This is a genomic window from Fodinibius halophilus, from assembly GCF_011059105.1.
Classification (GTDB): Bacteria; Bacteroidota; Rhodothermia; order Balneolales; family Balneolaceae; genus Fodinibius; species Fodinibius halophilus.
This window is the reverse complement of sequence record NZ_JAALLS010000012.1, coordinates 95,505-111,218: the sequence shown is the minus strand read 5'-3', so window position 1 is coordinate 111,218 and position 15,714 is coordinate 95,505. Positions and strand designations below refer to the sequence as shown.

Sequence of the window (15,714 nt, the reverse complement as noted above, 5' to 3'; positions counted from 1 at the left end):
TTAACAGAAAAGCATGTAAATATATAAATTATTTAGGTCCCATTAGCTATTAGTCCATAATTCTGAAATTTGAGATGATTCTATAAACTGCTGCGCTTTTTGTACAGCTTGCATGATGGAACGGCTGCCGGGTTTATGCCCTTCATACAGATATCCCTCTTGAAAAGGTCCGCAAGCCCGGATCAAAATTTCAGCTCCTGCGTGGGTCATCACCTCATCCTGTTTCAGCTCAATAATTCGGTTACCCAAAGAAGCCCGGTAATGCTTCCAAAATAAGATCCAGAGCTTTTGAAATTTATCTTTCAGCTCTTTAGAGGGCGCCATATGCGCCTGCATCCAGCAGTGAGCCGCAAAGTGTCCAACATCTTGCAGGGGTTGCCCAAAGTGCGAAAACTCCCAATCAATAATGCGCATTTCTCCCCGGCGAACCAGTACCGAAGGCGGCCACAAGTCGCCCATAACCAGGCAAGAGCCCTCTTTTAGCAGTTGTTGACCCAGCGTTTTTGTTTGGGATTGGATGAGGTTGAAGTCCACCCCCGCTGCCCCGCTTTGCATAGCATAATCGGCGGCCGGGTTATACTGCACCTCCAGTCGTGTTTGTTGAATATCCAGGTTACGGAACCTTCGGGAAAGCTGCTTGTTTGCAAAAGTTTGCCGGTGAAGTTGTCCAATAAACTTTCCCAGCTTTTTGCCTGCTGTTGCGGCACTGTTATCGGTGAGCCATTCATCGAGTGATGGGGCCATGCCTATGTCCTCCATAATCAGCAGGTTCAGCTCCTCTTCAAAATGGAGGCATCGGGGTGGGCGCACGGTATTTCCTCCTAAGTCATCAAGGGCGTTCCCTTCATCAAATAGTTGTAAGGCTTTGGCCTCAAAGTGAATCCGTTCGGCACTGAGTGGTACATCGGGGTTTGATGCAATATACGGGGGCGCCCATTTTATAATCAGGTCTTTATCGCTGCCCTTGATTCGCCAAACATGGTTTAGGTTTCCTCCGTTAACAGGTTGTAAATCCGAGGTGGCCTTAAAATTTGGCAGGTTCCGAGATAACGTTAAGTAAATCTGTTGCTCCGAAATCATGTCAGTATCGGTAGATATGGTTGCCAAATGCGACAGGTTTGCCGTGCTCCAAGAAATCCACTAAAATATCTTTGGTGGCGGTCCGGGCTTTAACCAACGTCTCCCGGATCTCCTCTTCCGGTGGATTTTCAATATCGGGCATAGAATACTTGTGTCCTACCACGAGCCCTGCCACCGGGATCTCCAATTCGTTGGCAAGTACAACTTCCGGAGCTACCGTCATAGAATTTACGTGGCCTCCAAGTTGAGCCCACATGCGATTTTCAGCCGGGGTTTTGCTGCGTGGTCCGCCCGCATAAACAAAGACGACATTATCAGCTTGGCAGATGCTATCACTATGACGGTTGTACAACTGATCATTTAAAGCCTCCGAAAATAAGCCTTCATTGAGCACCAGGTGCCCCTGCTGCTCTGTAGGTTCTTGAAACATACTGCAGGTAGAACCATCGGGGAGTCTGTTTTCAGGCATTAACTGGTCGGTTAGTAGTAGGGGTTGGTAGAGCGGTAGCTCTTCGGTTAGTACTCCAACAGAGCTGTTTATAACAAGAGCCCCGCAGTTAACGGCTTTCAGGGCAGCGGCTTGGGCCCGGTAGTTTATCTGGTGGGGTAGTAAATGATGGGGAGAGCCATGCCGAATTAAAGCATAGATTTTTCGACCATTGTCAGCAGTGCCACCATAGATGGTTTGCTGTCCCCATCGGGTATCTACCTCAATGGGCTGGAGCCCCAATTTATCCGGAATGCTGTTTTTAAAGGCACTTCCGAGTATCACAGCTAGTGATTTCATATTGTATTAACTAATTAATTAGTTTGTATTTTTGTCGATTGATTGCCAGAATTCAATCTCTTCTTGCACACCATTTTTTTCACTTTCAACAAACGCTTCTACAGATGGATATATCGTAAGGCCACCCTCAGAAATACTGCCAATACGGTCTCCCATCAGTATAGCTTCCTTTACATTGTGGGTGACAAAGACAGCAGTAATAGTAAGGTCATTCGCAATCTGTTTAAAAAGCTCCTGCATATTACTCCTGGTATAAGCATCAAGGTTACCAAAAGGTTCGTCTAACAGTAACACGCTGGGATTGGTAATAAGCGCACGCCCAAAAGAAACCCGTTGCTTTTGGCCACCCGACAGTTGATCAGGCATACGGTCGGCCATGCCATTTAGCTGTAGCTTCCTGATCATGGTATGGGTTCGTTTGGAGACCTTCTTTTCATCGATTTTTCTTAGTCGCAGTCCAAAGGCGATATTCTCAAAAACCGTTAAATGCGGAAAAAGTAAGGCTTCTTGATACAAGTAGACCACATCCCGGTCTTGGGGCTGCAGGGTCTGAATATCTGTTTGATTAACGAAGACGGTTCCACCGTCTGGTGATTCAAGTCCCCCCAAAACCTTAAGTAGGGTTGTTTTACCACATCCCGAACGCCCCAATATGCTTAACGTCTCGTTACTGTTTAGGCTGAGGTTAATATCGGAGAGTACCCGTTCATTGCCATAGGATTTTGATATATGTTTTGTTTCCAGCGGTGTTACCATCGTTTTTGAAATAAGTACTTCTTGTTAAAATAAAGCAAAATAATAGGTGGTAGAATCAGAAGAGAACTGGCCAGGGCTGCATTATAAAAATTAGCTTCGTTAATATACTGAAATACTTTTAGGGTAAGTGTTTGAACTTTCCCAACTCCTATGATAGTGGTGAGACCATATTCAAACCAAGAGATCAGAAAGGTCTGAAAGAAACAGATGAGCAACAAACCTTGGGCCAGTGGCAAGAATACGTGTTTATATGTTTGCCAGCGGTTGCCGCCAAGTGTTTGAACAAGTTGTTCTATCCGTTGGGTGCGATTCCCCCAAAAACCACTAAAAAGGATAACACTATAGGGATACGCAATAAGGATATGCCCCAGGATCACGCCCCCAATATTGCCTGCTAAGTTTAACTCTATAAAGTAATAATACAATACAGCAGCATATATCACCGGAGAGAGTACAAAAGGGAAATAGGAGAGTCGCATCCAGAGTTTACGCTTGCGATGATAGGCAAGTTGTTTGCTGGTATAAAATCCACTGAGCGTAGAAATAAAGGCGACCATTACCGCGACAACCAAAGAGAGTAACAAACTGTTAAATAATTCACTGTTCGTACTGAAAAGGGTGCTCCAGCGTTCTGCCGTAAAGGATACCGGGAATAATTCGGGAAAGAGCCATGACTCTGCCAAAGATAGCACAAGCAGGTAGGCTACCGGAAATATAAAAGTAGCAGCAAGCACTTTGGCCCAGAAAGATTTTATGTTAACGGTCGAGGTCATAGCTAAAAGTGCGAGATTTAAATAGGAGGTATAGAATCGTGAGAATTATGGCAATAAAAACAAGAGCTGTGATATAGGCTTCGGGTATTGTTGAAAGACTAAACCGACGAAGTTTTCGTATCACAAGTACCGACATCATTTGTGGTGTTTGCCGGCCGAGTATTAACGGGATTTCATAGGATCCCATCACAAAAATAGTGTAGAGCGTAAGTGTGGGAAATGCCCGTTTTAAAATGATGGGTACGATAATACGGCGCAGTTGGGCAGTTCTTGAAGCGCCGAGTGTTTGAGCAACTTGAGAAAGCTCAGATATATTTTCTTGATCATAGAGACTCATAAAATAGAGCGTAAAGAATGGCATGGCCATAAAGGTGTGGGCAGCAATAATCCCTATACCAAAAGGATCATTTACCATTTCCGGGAAGGCAGCAGTGTCGGTGATAATTCCAAATTGGAAAAAGAGACGAGCAAAGAATCCGGATTGCGACCCTAACTGAAAAGCCAGAAATGCTACTACAATAGCAGGAAAGGCCAGGGGGATATAGGCCGAAAAGCCTGCTATGCCCTTTTGTAATGGTTTGTTGATGTATAGAGAAGCCGCGAGAGCCGAAGTTATACTTATTGCTATCGTAGTTAAGGCGATGTAAAAGGTATAGAGGATCGATAGCCAGAACTCTTGGTCGGACAGTGCTCGCTGCCAGTGGCTAAAAGTAAAACCGTCACTGATTAAACCTATAAGGCCCAAGCTATAGAGCAGAGCATACAATACTCCCAGTACCAATGGCAATACAGCCAGCAGTAGAAAAAGACCGATGCCGGCAGTTTCTGCCTTATTGTTGAATAACGTGAGTTCGGAAATCTTCATACAGTCGAATCATATATTCTGGAGCCAGCTCTTGCAGTGCTTTTTCTTGCATTTTTTTGTTATTCGGCGCATGGCTTTCTTTGGGTAATGTAGAAAACTTAGATGCTATCTTTTCCGGCAGTTTTTGAACATCCAATACTGTGCCGTCTCCCCATACATCAGGACGTGCTTTGCGATACTGGGCCTCGGGAGAAATCATAAAGTTACTGACGACCATTGCTCCAGCTTTTTGGGATGAGTTAACGGGGATACCCAGGTAATGGGAATTTTGGATGGTTCCGTTGTCCAGCAAATAGGCCCGGGCTGATTCCGGGAAGAAGCCCTCGCTTATTTTATTATCCACTTCTGCATCATTATTGCTCATCGTAAAATGAAGCTCCCCATTAACAAAAAGCTGGTGCATCGCTGATACGGAAGAAGGAAAGGTTTCGCCGTTTTTCCAGAAATCGGACTTTATGTTATTAATATACTCCCAGAGCTGTGTTGAGTATTTTTGATATTTCTCCTGATCAAATGAACCGTCCAGCGTACCTGGTCCGGCAATTCCGATGAGCAGTGATTTTAAAAATGTCATCCCCGAAAAGTCATTGGCAATGGTAAAAGTGCCGGGGTGCGACCGAACGTATCGGGCCAGCTGCTCTTTAGTTTTTGGGGGATTTTGGACTTGCGCAGAATCATAGATCATCATGAACTGTACGTTACCCCAAGGAACTTCATAGCCGTTAATAGGCTGTTGAAAGTCATATTTGATAAATGGATTATCAAAATCGATATACTTTGCATTTGGGAGTTGAGAGACAAAGGGACCATAGAGTCCGTTTATTTGCCGGAGCTGGTAAAAGGTTTCTCCGTTGATCCAAACAAGGTCGAGCTCTCCCTCTTCTTTGCCTGCTTCGAGTTCACTCATCAGAATGGAAACAATGGTATTTCCTTGTCCGCTTGCAATTTCAAGATCCACATTATATAGTTCTTTTACCTTGGGTACGACATAGTTTTGCATATAGGCATTAATGTTCGGGTCGCCCTGCCACATCATCATATTAACGGTTTGGCCTTCTGCTCTATGTTGAATCTGTTCCCAACCAAGAGTGCTTAAGTCAGGCTGCTGTTGCTCGTTGCCACTACAGGATAGGAGCAACAGTGCGCAGAGAATAAAGAAATAACGGATCATTAGATTCATGCAAGTCTTGTTGATACAGATTTAAATCCTAATAAAGCTAAAATTGATAGCTGATGCTAAGCTGAAACTGCCGTGGCGGGGCAGCATTGCGATATTCAAAATCGTCACGATCGATGAGCCCAACCTGCACTTGGTTGCTTGCTGTGGCATTACTGGTATATCCGCTGTAGTTAGTGGTATTAAGCAGGTTAAAAACATCTGCCCGGATAGCTAGATCATGGGCATTCATAATAGAGAGTGAATATTTGAGGCTCAGGTCAAAAGTGTAAGACCACGGAAGGCGTTTATCGTTACGGCTTGCACCCGGGGCTCGGTCGGTTTTTCCGGTATACTGCACCGCCCGACTGGTGCCATCTCCATTGAGATCTGAGGTACCACCGTAATTTTCGGCATTGGCAATTCTGTTGACAGGCTGTCCGCTTTGAATGAGCGAGGTAAGGGTAACAGCCAGTCCATCAAGAGGATACAGTGTTCCCAGCGCACTGAGTACGTGCCGCCGATCATTAATAGAAGGTCCCCATTCGTCTGAAAAGTCGTTGGCATCTTCGGCCTCAAAATTGATATCCTCGGTATTATTGCGGAGGCTGGAGAGGGTATAGCTGATGCGATAGCTGTAGCGATCATTCCCGCGATGTTTAAGCAGATTAACGTTAGCGGCCCAGTATCGTGACTCTCCCCCGGTTTGGGTCATTGTGATGCGTCGGGCAACATTTCGAAGAGTATCAGTGCCGCTGAGTGCATAGGGGTTACCTTCGCTATCGTATTTAATAGGAATTCTGCGGCTAGCATCGGCTTCTTCTTGAGTACGGATATCGGAGGCATCGGCATTGGGATTATCTACTTCGTAAGGTGAAGGGGTATTAACATCTACTAGACGGAACTGGTTGTACCCGCGCTTATGAATCAGGTCAACATAAAAGAGTATATCCTCACGCAGTTGGTTTTGGTATCCCAGACTAAAATGGTGGGCATATGGATTGTCGAGACCATTGGGATTTAGGATGGTCTTCTGGTTACTGAAGGTATAGCCGTCGGAGTTTGCAAAATTACTACTTGTAGATCCTTCAAGATAATCGACATTGGTTTCTGTGGCGGAGGCATTGCCGTTGGAAGTAATGCGGTCGATGTCAGTGTTTTTGGGCAGGTAGCCGCCATCACGAAGCAGCCGAAGCTGTTCTTTAAAATCCGGAGCATTGGAACTGCCGGCAATAGCATCGCTGTAGATGGCATAGGGAATACGATCATAGAAAAGACCATATCCGGCGCGTAAGGTACTTCGTTTTGACAGGCGATAATTGGCATTAAAGCGAGGGGCAAGGTTGTTAAAGTCCCCCTGCCTGGCGCCTGCTTTAGAAAGATTGTCATAGTCGTACCGCAGCCCCAGGCTAATATTTAGTCGGTTGGTAACTGAATAGAGGTCTTCGACGTACAGGCTGTAGATCATCTGATTGCCATCGAAAGTATTGGGATGTAACTCCACACTGTTGAAAAGAACTTCGGCATCGGAAGGGATGTCCCGATATGACAGGTCTTTACCCAGACTTTTACTCTTGAGCTCGTTTAGTTGCTGATTATTTAATTGTACCGTGTAAAATCCGTTGCCGTTTCCGCCCCGGGTGTCGTGATGGATAGAACCGATAATACCTCCGCCTACTTTAATGGTATGATCTCCTTTGTAGAAGGTGAATTTTTGCTGGACCTGGTGGATACGTTCAACGATATCAAAATTGCCGAGCGATTCACCGAGTATGGCGATGTTTCTACCCTGGGGATCGCGGACATACACGGAAGGGGCATCGGTGGTCTTGGGTTGAATGTAGATCCAGTCGAATGTTGAGTATTGGTAGTTGGTCTCAGAGGTAAAGCCGTTACCGTTGTATACGGTATTCATTGCCGCGGTAAAAGAATCACGTCGCTGTTCGTTGGCTGCCTCGGGAAAGGTGGTTCCGCCATTGAGCCCTCCGCCCTGGCGTTCTATGCCAACGTATCCTTTATGTAAGCGAAGTGAGGTGCGCAGGTTGTTGCTCCAATTATGATCGATCTTACCGGAGAGCAGGCTATAGTTGTTTTGGCCTCGTACGGTTGAGTTAACACCCAGTTCAGGAACATTGAGCAGGTTGTCTTTTATGCTGATGGTCTGTTCGGCATTGAGATAGAAAAAGGTATTATCTTTTTTAATGGGTCCGCCTAAACTGAGCCCGAACTGGTGACGTTGAAAGCCATCTTTTATGGCATTACCGGAAAGGTCGGTTTGGGCAAAAGGAGAAGATGCGTCAATAACGGGGCCGGGACGGCTTTCATAATATCCTTGTCCACTAAATTCGTTACCTCCTGATTTCGTAGTAATGTTGAACAACCCGTTACTGGTTTGCCCGTATTCGGCTGAGAAGTTATTGGCAAGCACGGTAACATTTTTCGTAAAGCCCGTGGGGATACGAAAGCGGGTACCTCCCAAAAATCGTTCATTGTTATCCATCCCGTCGATAAGGTAGCTGGTGTACAGTGAGTTAGCTCCATTGATCGTTACATTGGGAGCCTCGGGAAAAAAGCCGGTAGATTTTGTGACATTGGGTAGTCGGTGCAATGAGTTTGTCACATCTCTGCCCTCTATTGGGATATTATTGAGTTCCTCTTCTTGTAACTCCGAGGATACTTCGGCATCAAGGGTGTTAATGCGAGCAATGGAGTTACTTGCCTCCACGGTAATTTCATCGAGCTGTTGTGTTTCTTTGGGAGAGAGCGCTAATGTAATACTCTTGTTGGCATTGGATCGGAATACAATTTTTGAAGCTGTAAGCCCATAGTATGTATCATTTTCAACAGCTGTCACCCGGTAATTGCCGGATGTGGAAAGCCCGTTAAAATTGACCTTGCCCTGTTTGTTGGTTTTGTGCTCGGCTTGGAAGCCAATGCTTTCATTCTCCAACAGGATGGTAAGCCTCTTGGCTGCCTGTCCGTTTGTTTTATTGATGACAGAAACTTCCAAGCTGGATTGTGCAAGTACTGAGCATGAAAATAATAAACCGGTAATAGTAAGAAATAGCTTTTTCATATCGGGATATAGTATTTATAGCGCTAAGGAGTTGTAATAGTAAGTGCTGTACTTATCCCAATGGAGGAGCTCTAAGCAGGTGGTTTTGATAGTAGAAAAAGGAGAGGGAAGAGCGGAAAGCATTTATCCTCAAAAAAGGTAGAGCCGCTAAAATAGATTGTAATAAGGAGACAAAAGCATAGAGTTGGTGGCTGACTCTGCGAACGAAGTGCTGCAAAGTGCGAGCATCATCAATATCTGCCAGGGACTCTAGTTTGCTGATGGTAAATCGGCTGCCAAAACTTTGGAGGAGGGATGAAAGTAGTTGGTTTTCTTGCCACGGTTGGTATTCAAAAATTTGAGCTTCAAATGCACTTTTACTAAATGCGGTTAGCCAGGTGCCGCCATCTTTCGCAGGCCCCAGTACGATATCTGCTTGCCCGGTTTGTAGCTGATCAGCAGCTTGTTTTATATGGTCGGAATGTAGTTCCGGGGTGTCATTACCAACGGCAATTACATGATCATATCCCAGCTCAAACATAGTGAGAAAGGCATTGGCAAAGCGTTCGCCAAAAGTGTTTCCTTGTTGCAGTTGTTCATCAAAGATGATATAGGGCAATGCCGTTTTGATAACCTGTTTACGGCTCTGTGTAATAAGTTGTCGGGCTAGCCGGGTGTTTTTCCGGTGATGGTTATCTGCCGCAAATATTTTATTCCCCGCTTCAGCCGAAGCCGACCGGCTAAAGAATAAAACACCAATATCTGTGCTGTCTTTTTTCAACGTTAGATAATAAACTAAACTTCAATACTGCTGATGGTATTTCTGCCTCAAATCTTACCTATAAATTGGCAGGTTTTAATAATAACCTAAAAGTAAATACGAAAGGTAAACGAGGATAGGTTGATTCACCGTAAATCATAACTTCATTTTCCTATATCGGGTTGTTGTAACAGAAGGGTAAAAAGGGCTAAGCGTTTGATTGTTTCGTCCAGGAATATTTTTTCGTGATAGGCATGGGCTCCTTCTCCTACGGCTCCCAGGCCATCAATGGTAGGGGAGTAAAGGTTGGTAAAGTTGCCGTCAGAGGCACCGCCGGATGTTCCCTCTTCTAGTTCTATACCCAGTTCTTTACCTAGTTTTTTCGTAGTCTGCCACAGCTGTTTATTGGCAGGTCCCTTTTCCAGCGGAGGACGGTTTATGCCTCCGGAAATTTCAAGCTCTATGCCATCCATATCCGACTCAAGGTTATAGATCTTCTCTTTAATACGCTCCCCATCCTCTTTGGTAGGGATACGGACATCAATAACGGCTTTACTTTGGGCTGCAATAACATTAGACCGCTCTCCCCCTTCAATAGTACCGACATTTACCGAAATACCGGATGAAGGGTCGTTAAGCTTAAATAGTTGCTGTACTATATGGGAAAGTCCCAGTATGGCACTAACCCCTTCTTCCGGGGCGAGCCCGGCGTGAGAAGGGGTGCCGTTAATGGTAACTTCGAATTCCCCGATCCCCTTTCGGGCTGTTTTAATTTTTCCCTCAGAACCGAGTGAGGGTTCTAAAACAAAAGTCCGTGCTGATTTTTTGGCTTGTTCAATGATCAACTCTTTTGATTCGTTGCTTCCGATCTCTTCATCGGTGTTAATCAGGAAGATGGGCTGATGGCTCATCTCACTATTAAGTTCTGTAATGGCTTTGAGAGCAAAAATCATCATGGCGATACCGGCTTTCATATCATAGATACCGGGTCCCGAAATCTCATTACCCTCAACGGTAAAGGGCATTTGGTCGAGGGTGCCTGTTTCCCAAACGGTATCGCAGTGGCCTAGGATGAGTTGGTTGGGCTTTTGGGGATCGGTGTCTTTGGGAGTGCATAAAAGTTGTCCTCCGGTCTTTTCTCCTTCAATGCGGGTTACTGAAAAATTGAGTTCCTCGAACTCTTCTGTAAGGAGAGAAAAGATTTCTGAAAATGAAGAGGGATCATCAGAGGGGGTTTCTAACTCAACAAGTGATTTTAATAGGCTGAGAAAATCCTGCTGATGGTTCCGGAAATATTGGAGTAACTCCTGTCCGCGTTCGGTCATTGCGATGCTGCTATCGTTTGAAATTCTTAGGGATGGGGAATACGTTACTTTCTTTTATGGTGCTAAAGCGACCCGGATGCAAATAAGCCAGCAAGGGGTGTTCTTGAAGCGGGGAATCGTCAGAAATATCATGCCCTTCTCTTTTTAAAGCATCTTTATGAACATGGGCCGATACCACCTCACCCGCAATTATTTCCCACTCACCAAACTTTCCCAGGATCTGAGATAACTTACATTCCAGCTGAAAGTAGGAATCTTTTAAAAACTTGCCTTCAATTTGTTGAGCTTCTACTGTTGGGATTTCATCAACCACAGGTTTAGAATCATCCGCTTCGCGGCGCGAGGCCATTAGGCTCGAAAAAACAAGTTGATCGGGACTGGGATAGCTTACCGTAAACACTTTTTCGCGTTCGATATTTTGGTAGGTGGTTTTTCTGGGCGTTCCCATAAACCCGAAGTAAGGGCCAAAACCCAGTGGCATGCTCATATGTTTAGGAGCAAAATTGTAATCTCCATTTTCTTCGGTGCTTCCAATAACTACGAGGGAGTGAACGGTGTAACATCGATTCCAAAGTTCCGGGTCCCCGGTAATATCAACCATATGTTCGTATTCTTGATCTGCCATGAATTAGTTGTCTTCAGTTATAAAGTAGTTGAGGTCCCATGTATCATCAAGCTCCAAGATATTAAGTATTTCAAACATGATCTCGGGCGGATTTTTAAGTTCCAGCTCGTTACCGGAATGTTGCCATTCGTATAGAAATATGATGCCTTCGCTGTCAATAAGTTTGCAATGACTAAAATCTATGTAGAGCTTCGTAATCTTATCAGTCAGGCGACTTTTAAGAACATTCTTTGTCTGCAAGTTAAAGGTTTTACAGTCCCGTACCTGGATTGTAGTTCCGTCTTTATGGGTATTAACAATATTCATCAGCAATAAGTGCTTTTATTTTTTGGCCGAAATCAGAAAAAATTTCAATTAGTTCAAGCTCAAGAGCAGTATTAATTTTTTGAAGTCGCAGATAATCAGAATCCTGGTGAAACATGGGCGCAAGCCCGCAATAGATAAAGCCGAGTGATTTAACGATGTCGAATTGCTCGGGGGTAGCTGAATTTTCCAGTGGAAGGTCTATATAAACGGCATTAGGGTTTTCTTGTTCTTGGAGGCTTTCGAGCATGTTTGAAAGTACGGTATTAAAGTCAGATCCGTATCTGTTAACCACAATAAGCGAAGTATTATCCTGGTAATCTATCGTCAGCTGAATGTCAGACTTTTCAGCCATTGTAGGGCTAGATTCATAATCTCTGGAGACCGATACCCCTAATTCATTATAGGTTTCCAAAAGTATATCCGCATACGGCTCTGGCAAATATACCTTCTTACCTTCTGTTTCAAAGAGCGGAAGGTAATCGATGACCACGGATACCGGCTGGGGATACTCCTCGTCAAACCCTTTGAAAACGATATTATTGGACTCTGCCAGCATCAGCGCAGTTGTGATAAAGTTGTACTTGTGATTTACTCGCTGGCTTACCGGGTGAAGAGTCACGGCTTTTCCATAGAGCCCGTCTAACTGGTGTTCTTTTGCGGTAAGAATGAGTTGCTCCATCATGCTGCTCATTATTCCGCGGCGCCGATAGTCGGGTGAAACAACGGCCTCTCCCACTTCTGCAACATTAGAATCTTCTTTTTTAAGGACGGCAAAATACCCTATGGCCATTCCATTTTGGTTGCGGGTAATAACGCCCAGTTTTTCTTTTCCCAATAATGTTTTTTCAATTTTTTTGGGATAATAAAGATCCTCTTTGCTGTAGGAGTATTCGTATGTCCGGTAAATGAGTTTTGCAATATCTTCGGCATCAGAAGGGGTAATCTGGCTGATGGTATAACTGATATCCTCTGGTACAGCTGTTTTGCTACTGTCCGGCTCCTCGGGTTTTTTAGATCTGGAAAGCTCGAGGAGTTCATCGATATCGTGAACGTTCAACCTTTTTGACAGACGAAACTCTTTACCTTCTTTCCCCTTATTAATAAAAAGGAATTCATCACAAAAACGGCGTATTAATCGAAGGCCGGCTCCTTCAAAATCACCTTCTTTACGTGCCCGCTTGGGATTGTATCGATGCTGGTCCGGGTCAAAGGGTTCGCCGGCTTCACTGACAACAACTTCAATGTTAGAAAGTGTTTGTTTGAAGGTTAAGTCAAAGCTGGCTTTACTTTCATATGGAAAAGCAAAAAGTATAATGTCACTTACCAGTTCGCTTACTGCTACAGTAAAACGTGTTGCTTCCGGATCATTTAGTCCGCAATTGATACACCAGCTATAGGTAAAATCACAGACAGGTGTTATTACCTCTTCATCTGTTGATATATGGAGTTGGATATCCATAAATTACTTTGGCCAGTACATTCTTAGCATTTATTGTTGTAGTCAGAAGTGGTTATCAAGAAAAAGATATTCTTCTATTCTAAATAAGCACCACCTTTTTACTCATCCGCTTTTTTGCTCTCTGGTATATATAACTGTTTTGTAGCCTCCTAAATAAAAATGGTTTTTTCTGTAAAGAAGTCTTTTTCGGCCGCATTCCAGCTAACTTTGATAAGCCATTTGCCATCCGGTAGATTAGTGGTGGCTAGTTGTTGAACTCCTTTTTCATCAAGATTTAGCGCAACGGTCTTATCAAGTGAAGAGTCACTGGGGCGATATAGTTTAATGGTCCCATTTAAAGGTTTATTGGCCAGTGACGATGGGAAAGTAACCTCTATGTTTTTGTTATCTTCTGAGAGGGCTATGGTTACGGGGTTTTCCATGTTTTGAGCCTGTTCTACTTGGTCGATATGCTCTTGGTAGTTTACGGCTTCTTCGTAATGATTTTCCGTAACCATTTCATAATCTAAAGTGATCAGAAAGCCAACAATACTGAGCGTGGCACAGACAAAGAGTACAATCACTACTGTTAGCCCGTTACCCCAGTTAAAGCCACTCGATTTTTGTTCTTGGTCAGTCATTGTTTTCTCGTTCTTTCTTTGAGCCGGGACCTATAAATCCGGATTCAATAGTTTCAATTTTTTCGCCGTTGGAATAAACCGCAAATACCACTTTTGTTTGGGATCCGCTTAGCTGGTCATTTTTGAGCTTAACTAAGAATCGGCCTTTTGTTGATCCCTGGGCCGGTACCGAGCTAAAGTTCCCGAGCGCAGTTATTTCTCCTTCGGGTTGTACCAACTTCACTTCTTGGTCAATGGTTTTAAATGTTTTGTTGATCGATTTGATCTCATAAATGTTGCTATATCGGTTGTTGGGCAGTTCTTGATAGAGTGTGCCCGGTTGGCGTAAGATAGATGTTTCTGTATTAGGACGTATGCTCAAAAATGTAATGAAGGTGGCAATCAGTACAATTAGTATTGCACTATAGCCGGCCACGCGCGGTGTCAATATTTTTTTGTCCCCTTCTTTAATAGCATTTTCGGAGGAGTACCGAATGAGCCCCCGGGGCTTGTCAATTTTATCCATTACGTCATCGCAGGCATCAATGCAGGCAGTACAGTGTACACATTCCAGCTGCGTGCCGTTGCGAATATCAATGCCCATGGGACATACCCGCACGCATTGGTGGCAGTCGATACAATCGCCATAGTCGGCGCCACTTAAATTTAGGTCATCGAGTGTGGCTTTACGTCCCAGATCATCCCTGTCTTTAACTTTTGTTCGCGGTTCGCCGCGCTGGTAATCGTACATCACGTTGATAGAATTATTATCCAGCAACACCGACTGCATGCGCCCATATGGACAGATAAAATGGCAAACCTGTTCACGGAGGAAAGCAAAAACTCCGTAAAAGACACCACTGAATATGGTGATAGAGGTAAGGCCTGCTAAATGTTGAGAAGGCGGATCTGTAATAATATCAAAAAGCTGGTCCGCTCCAATAATATAGGCCAGAAAGAGATTAGAAATCAGAAATGCCAATCCGAAAAAGATGCCGTGCTTGAGGGACTTTTTCCAAATCTTTGTCCAGTTCCAGGGGGCGTTATTGAGTCGGATTTGGCTGCCGCGATCTCCTTCAATCCAGTATTCAACCCTTCGAAAAACCATCTCCATAAATATGGTTTGGGGGCAAGCCCAACCGCACCATAGGCGGCCGAATACGGCCGTAAAGAGCACGATAAAAACGATAAAGGCGAGCATCCCAAAAACCAACAGATGCAGATCTTGGGGCCAGAAAGCCATTCCAAAAATCACAAACTTCCGCTCCAGGATATTCAGCAACAGCAACGGTTGTCCGTTGATAGTGATAAAGGGTCCGGAGAAAAAAAACAGCAGCAGCAGAGTGGCGACGATATTTCGCCAGAAATAGTATCGGCCACTGGGTTTTTTGGGGAATATCCAGTTTCGTTTACCCTCTTCATCGACCGTAGCGAGATGATCTCGGAAGGAATCGTTGTCTATTCGTCGATCTTTTTCTTTAGACATGTTCTGTAGAACTAACCTTCTTTTTTAAAAAAGCCCGGGATTTAGCTTCCCGGGCTTTAATTCTAAATTGCTATTCCGAGGAGGCAAAAGGCCCTTCGGTACAGGGGGTGGCCCTGTTTGGATCTGCTTCTTTGGCATCAGCGGGTTCGGTACCCTGCAGTGTTGCCATATAGCTAACGATCTGCTGTACTTTTTCATTGCTGATTTTTGAGCCACTGCCATAGGCAAGCATTCCCTTTTGGGGAAATCCTTCAATGATACTTTGTGCGATCTCTTTGGGACTGCAGCCGTGGATCCACTGGTTGTCCGTGAGGTTTGGTCCTACCATCCCCTGCCCTTCTTTTCCGTGGCATGTATAGCAGAGTTGTGAGCCGTTAAACATCTGCTTGCCGGCCTGGATGTCAGCTTCATCTTCACTGATTTTCCAGGTAAAAGCTGCCGCCGGTTCCTGGCCTTCAGAACCGCCAAACTTTGCTTCTGCCTCTGCCATTTCCTGTTCGTATTCTTCGATTTGGGTTTGCCCCCACCCTAATACCTGGTAAAAAAGCAGGTAGAATACACTAATTGCGATCGTGATGAAGAACAGCCACAGCCACCAAAATGGCATGTGGTTATCCAGTTCACGGATACCATCGTATTCGTGATCCAGTAATTTATCTTTTTCCCCTTCATAAACATCCAT

Annotated in this window: 15 protein-coding genes; all 15 read right to left on the bottom strand. The window is 44.6% G+C overall.

Features of this window, described 5'->3' with window-relative positions:
- Positions 1-42: 42 nt before the first annotated feature.
- Positions 43-1,107 (bottom strand): phosphotransferase, encoded by a 1,065-nt coding sequence (locus G3569_RS10660; RefSeq protein ID WP_165268927.1) that lies wholly within the window; start codon positions 1,105-1,107, stop codon positions 43-45.
- Entirely contained in the window at positions 1,082-1,867 is a 786-nt protein-coding gene (locus G3569_RS10655; RefSeq protein WP_165268925.1) for an MTAP family purine nucleoside phosphorylase, read from the bottom strand. The genes G3569_RS10660 and G3569_RS10655 overlap by 26 nt, the downstream gene beginning before the upstream one ends.
- Positions 1,868-1,885: 18 nt before the next feature.
- Positions 1,886-2,623 (bottom strand): ABC transporter ATP-binding protein, encoded by a 738-nt coding sequence (locus tag G3569_RS10650; RefSeq protein WP_165268923.1) that lies wholly within the window; start codon positions 2,621-2,623, stop codon positions 1,886-1,888.
- Positions 2,617-3,396, bottom strand: coding sequence for an ABC transporter permease (locus G3569_RS10645; protein WP_165268921.1), 780 nt, complete (start codon positions 3,394-3,396; stop codon positions 2,617-2,619). Before G3569_RS10645 ends, G3569_RS10650 begins: the two co-directional genes overlap by 7 nt.
- Positions 3,380-4,261, bottom strand: coding sequence for an ABC transporter permease subunit (locus tag G3569_RS10640; protein ID WP_165268919.1), 882 nt, complete (start codon positions 4,259-4,261; stop codon positions 3,380-3,382). Before G3569_RS10640 ends, G3569_RS10645 begins: the two co-directional genes overlap by 17 nt.
- A complete protein-coding gene (locus G3569_RS10635) occupies positions 4,227-5,441 on the bottom strand; it encodes an ABC transporter substrate-binding protein (protein WP_205720141.1) in 1,215 nt (404 codons plus the stop codon). Before G3569_RS10635 ends, G3569_RS10640 begins: the two co-directional genes overlap by 35 nt.
- A 37-nt stretch (positions 5,442-5,478) precedes the next feature.
- Positions 5,479-8,493: a TonB-dependent receptor plug domain-containing protein gene (locus tag G3569_RS10630; protein WP_165268917.1), complete on the bottom strand. Its 3,015-nt coding sequence runs from the start codon at positions 8,491-8,493 to the stop codon at positions 5,479-5,481.
- Positions 8,494-8,545: 52 nt separating this feature from the next.
- Positions 8,546-9,253 carry a TIGR04282 family arsenosugar biosynthesis glycosyltransferase gene (locus tag G3569_RS10625; RefSeq protein ID WP_165268915.1) on the bottom strand — a complete coding sequence of 236 codons (708 nt, stop codon included), beginning with the start codon at positions 9,251-9,253 and terminating at the stop codon, positions 8,546-8,548.
- Positions 9,254-9,396: 143 nt separating this feature from the next.
- A complete protein-coding gene (locus tag G3569_RS10620; RefSeq protein ID WP_165268913.1) occupies positions 9,397-10,557 on the bottom strand; it encodes a M20 family metallopeptidase in 1,161 nt (386 codons plus the stop codon).
- 10 nt (positions 10,558-10,567) lie between these two features.
- The gene (locus G3569_RS10615) at positions 10,568-11,182 is read right to left on the bottom strand and encodes a flavin reductase (protein ID WP_165268911.1); all 615 of its coding nucleotides are present in this window, start codon (positions 11,180-11,182) and stop codon (positions 10,568-10,570) included.
- Positions 11,183-11,185: 3 nt separating this feature from the next.
- On the bottom strand, positions 11,186-11,488 hold the full coding sequence (locus G3569_RS10610; protein WP_165268909.1) for an STAS domain-containing protein: 303 nt from the start codon (positions 11,486-11,488) through the stop codon (positions 11,186-11,188).
- Positions 11,475-12,947: a GNAT family N-acetyltransferase gene (locus G3569_RS10605; RefSeq protein WP_165268907.1), complete on the bottom strand. Its 1,473-nt coding sequence runs from the start codon at positions 12,945-12,947 to the stop codon at positions 11,475-11,477. The genes G3569_RS10610 and G3569_RS10605 overlap by 14 nt, the downstream gene beginning before the upstream one ends.
- Before the next feature lie 149 nt (positions 12,948-13,096).
- Complete coding sequence (locus G3569_RS10600; protein ID WP_165268905.1) at positions 13,097-13,567, bottom strand: FixH family protein; 471 nt, start codon at positions 13,565-13,567, stop codon at positions 13,097-13,099.
- Positions 13,560-15,032 carry a cytochrome c oxidase accessory protein CcoG gene (gene ccoG / locus G3569_RS10595; protein WP_165268903.1) on the bottom strand — a complete coding sequence of 491 codons (1,473 nt, stop codon included), beginning with the start codon at positions 15,030-15,032 and terminating at the stop codon, positions 13,560-13,562. The genes G3569_RS10600 and ccoG overlap by 8 nt, the downstream gene beginning before the upstream one ends.
- Positions 15,033-15,102: 70 nt before the next feature.
- On the bottom strand, positions 15,103-15,714 hold the full coding sequence (locus tag G3569_RS10590) for a cbb3-type cytochrome c oxidase N-terminal domain-containing protein (RefSeq protein WP_165268901.1): 612 nt from the start codon (positions 15,712-15,714) through the stop codon (positions 15,103-15,105).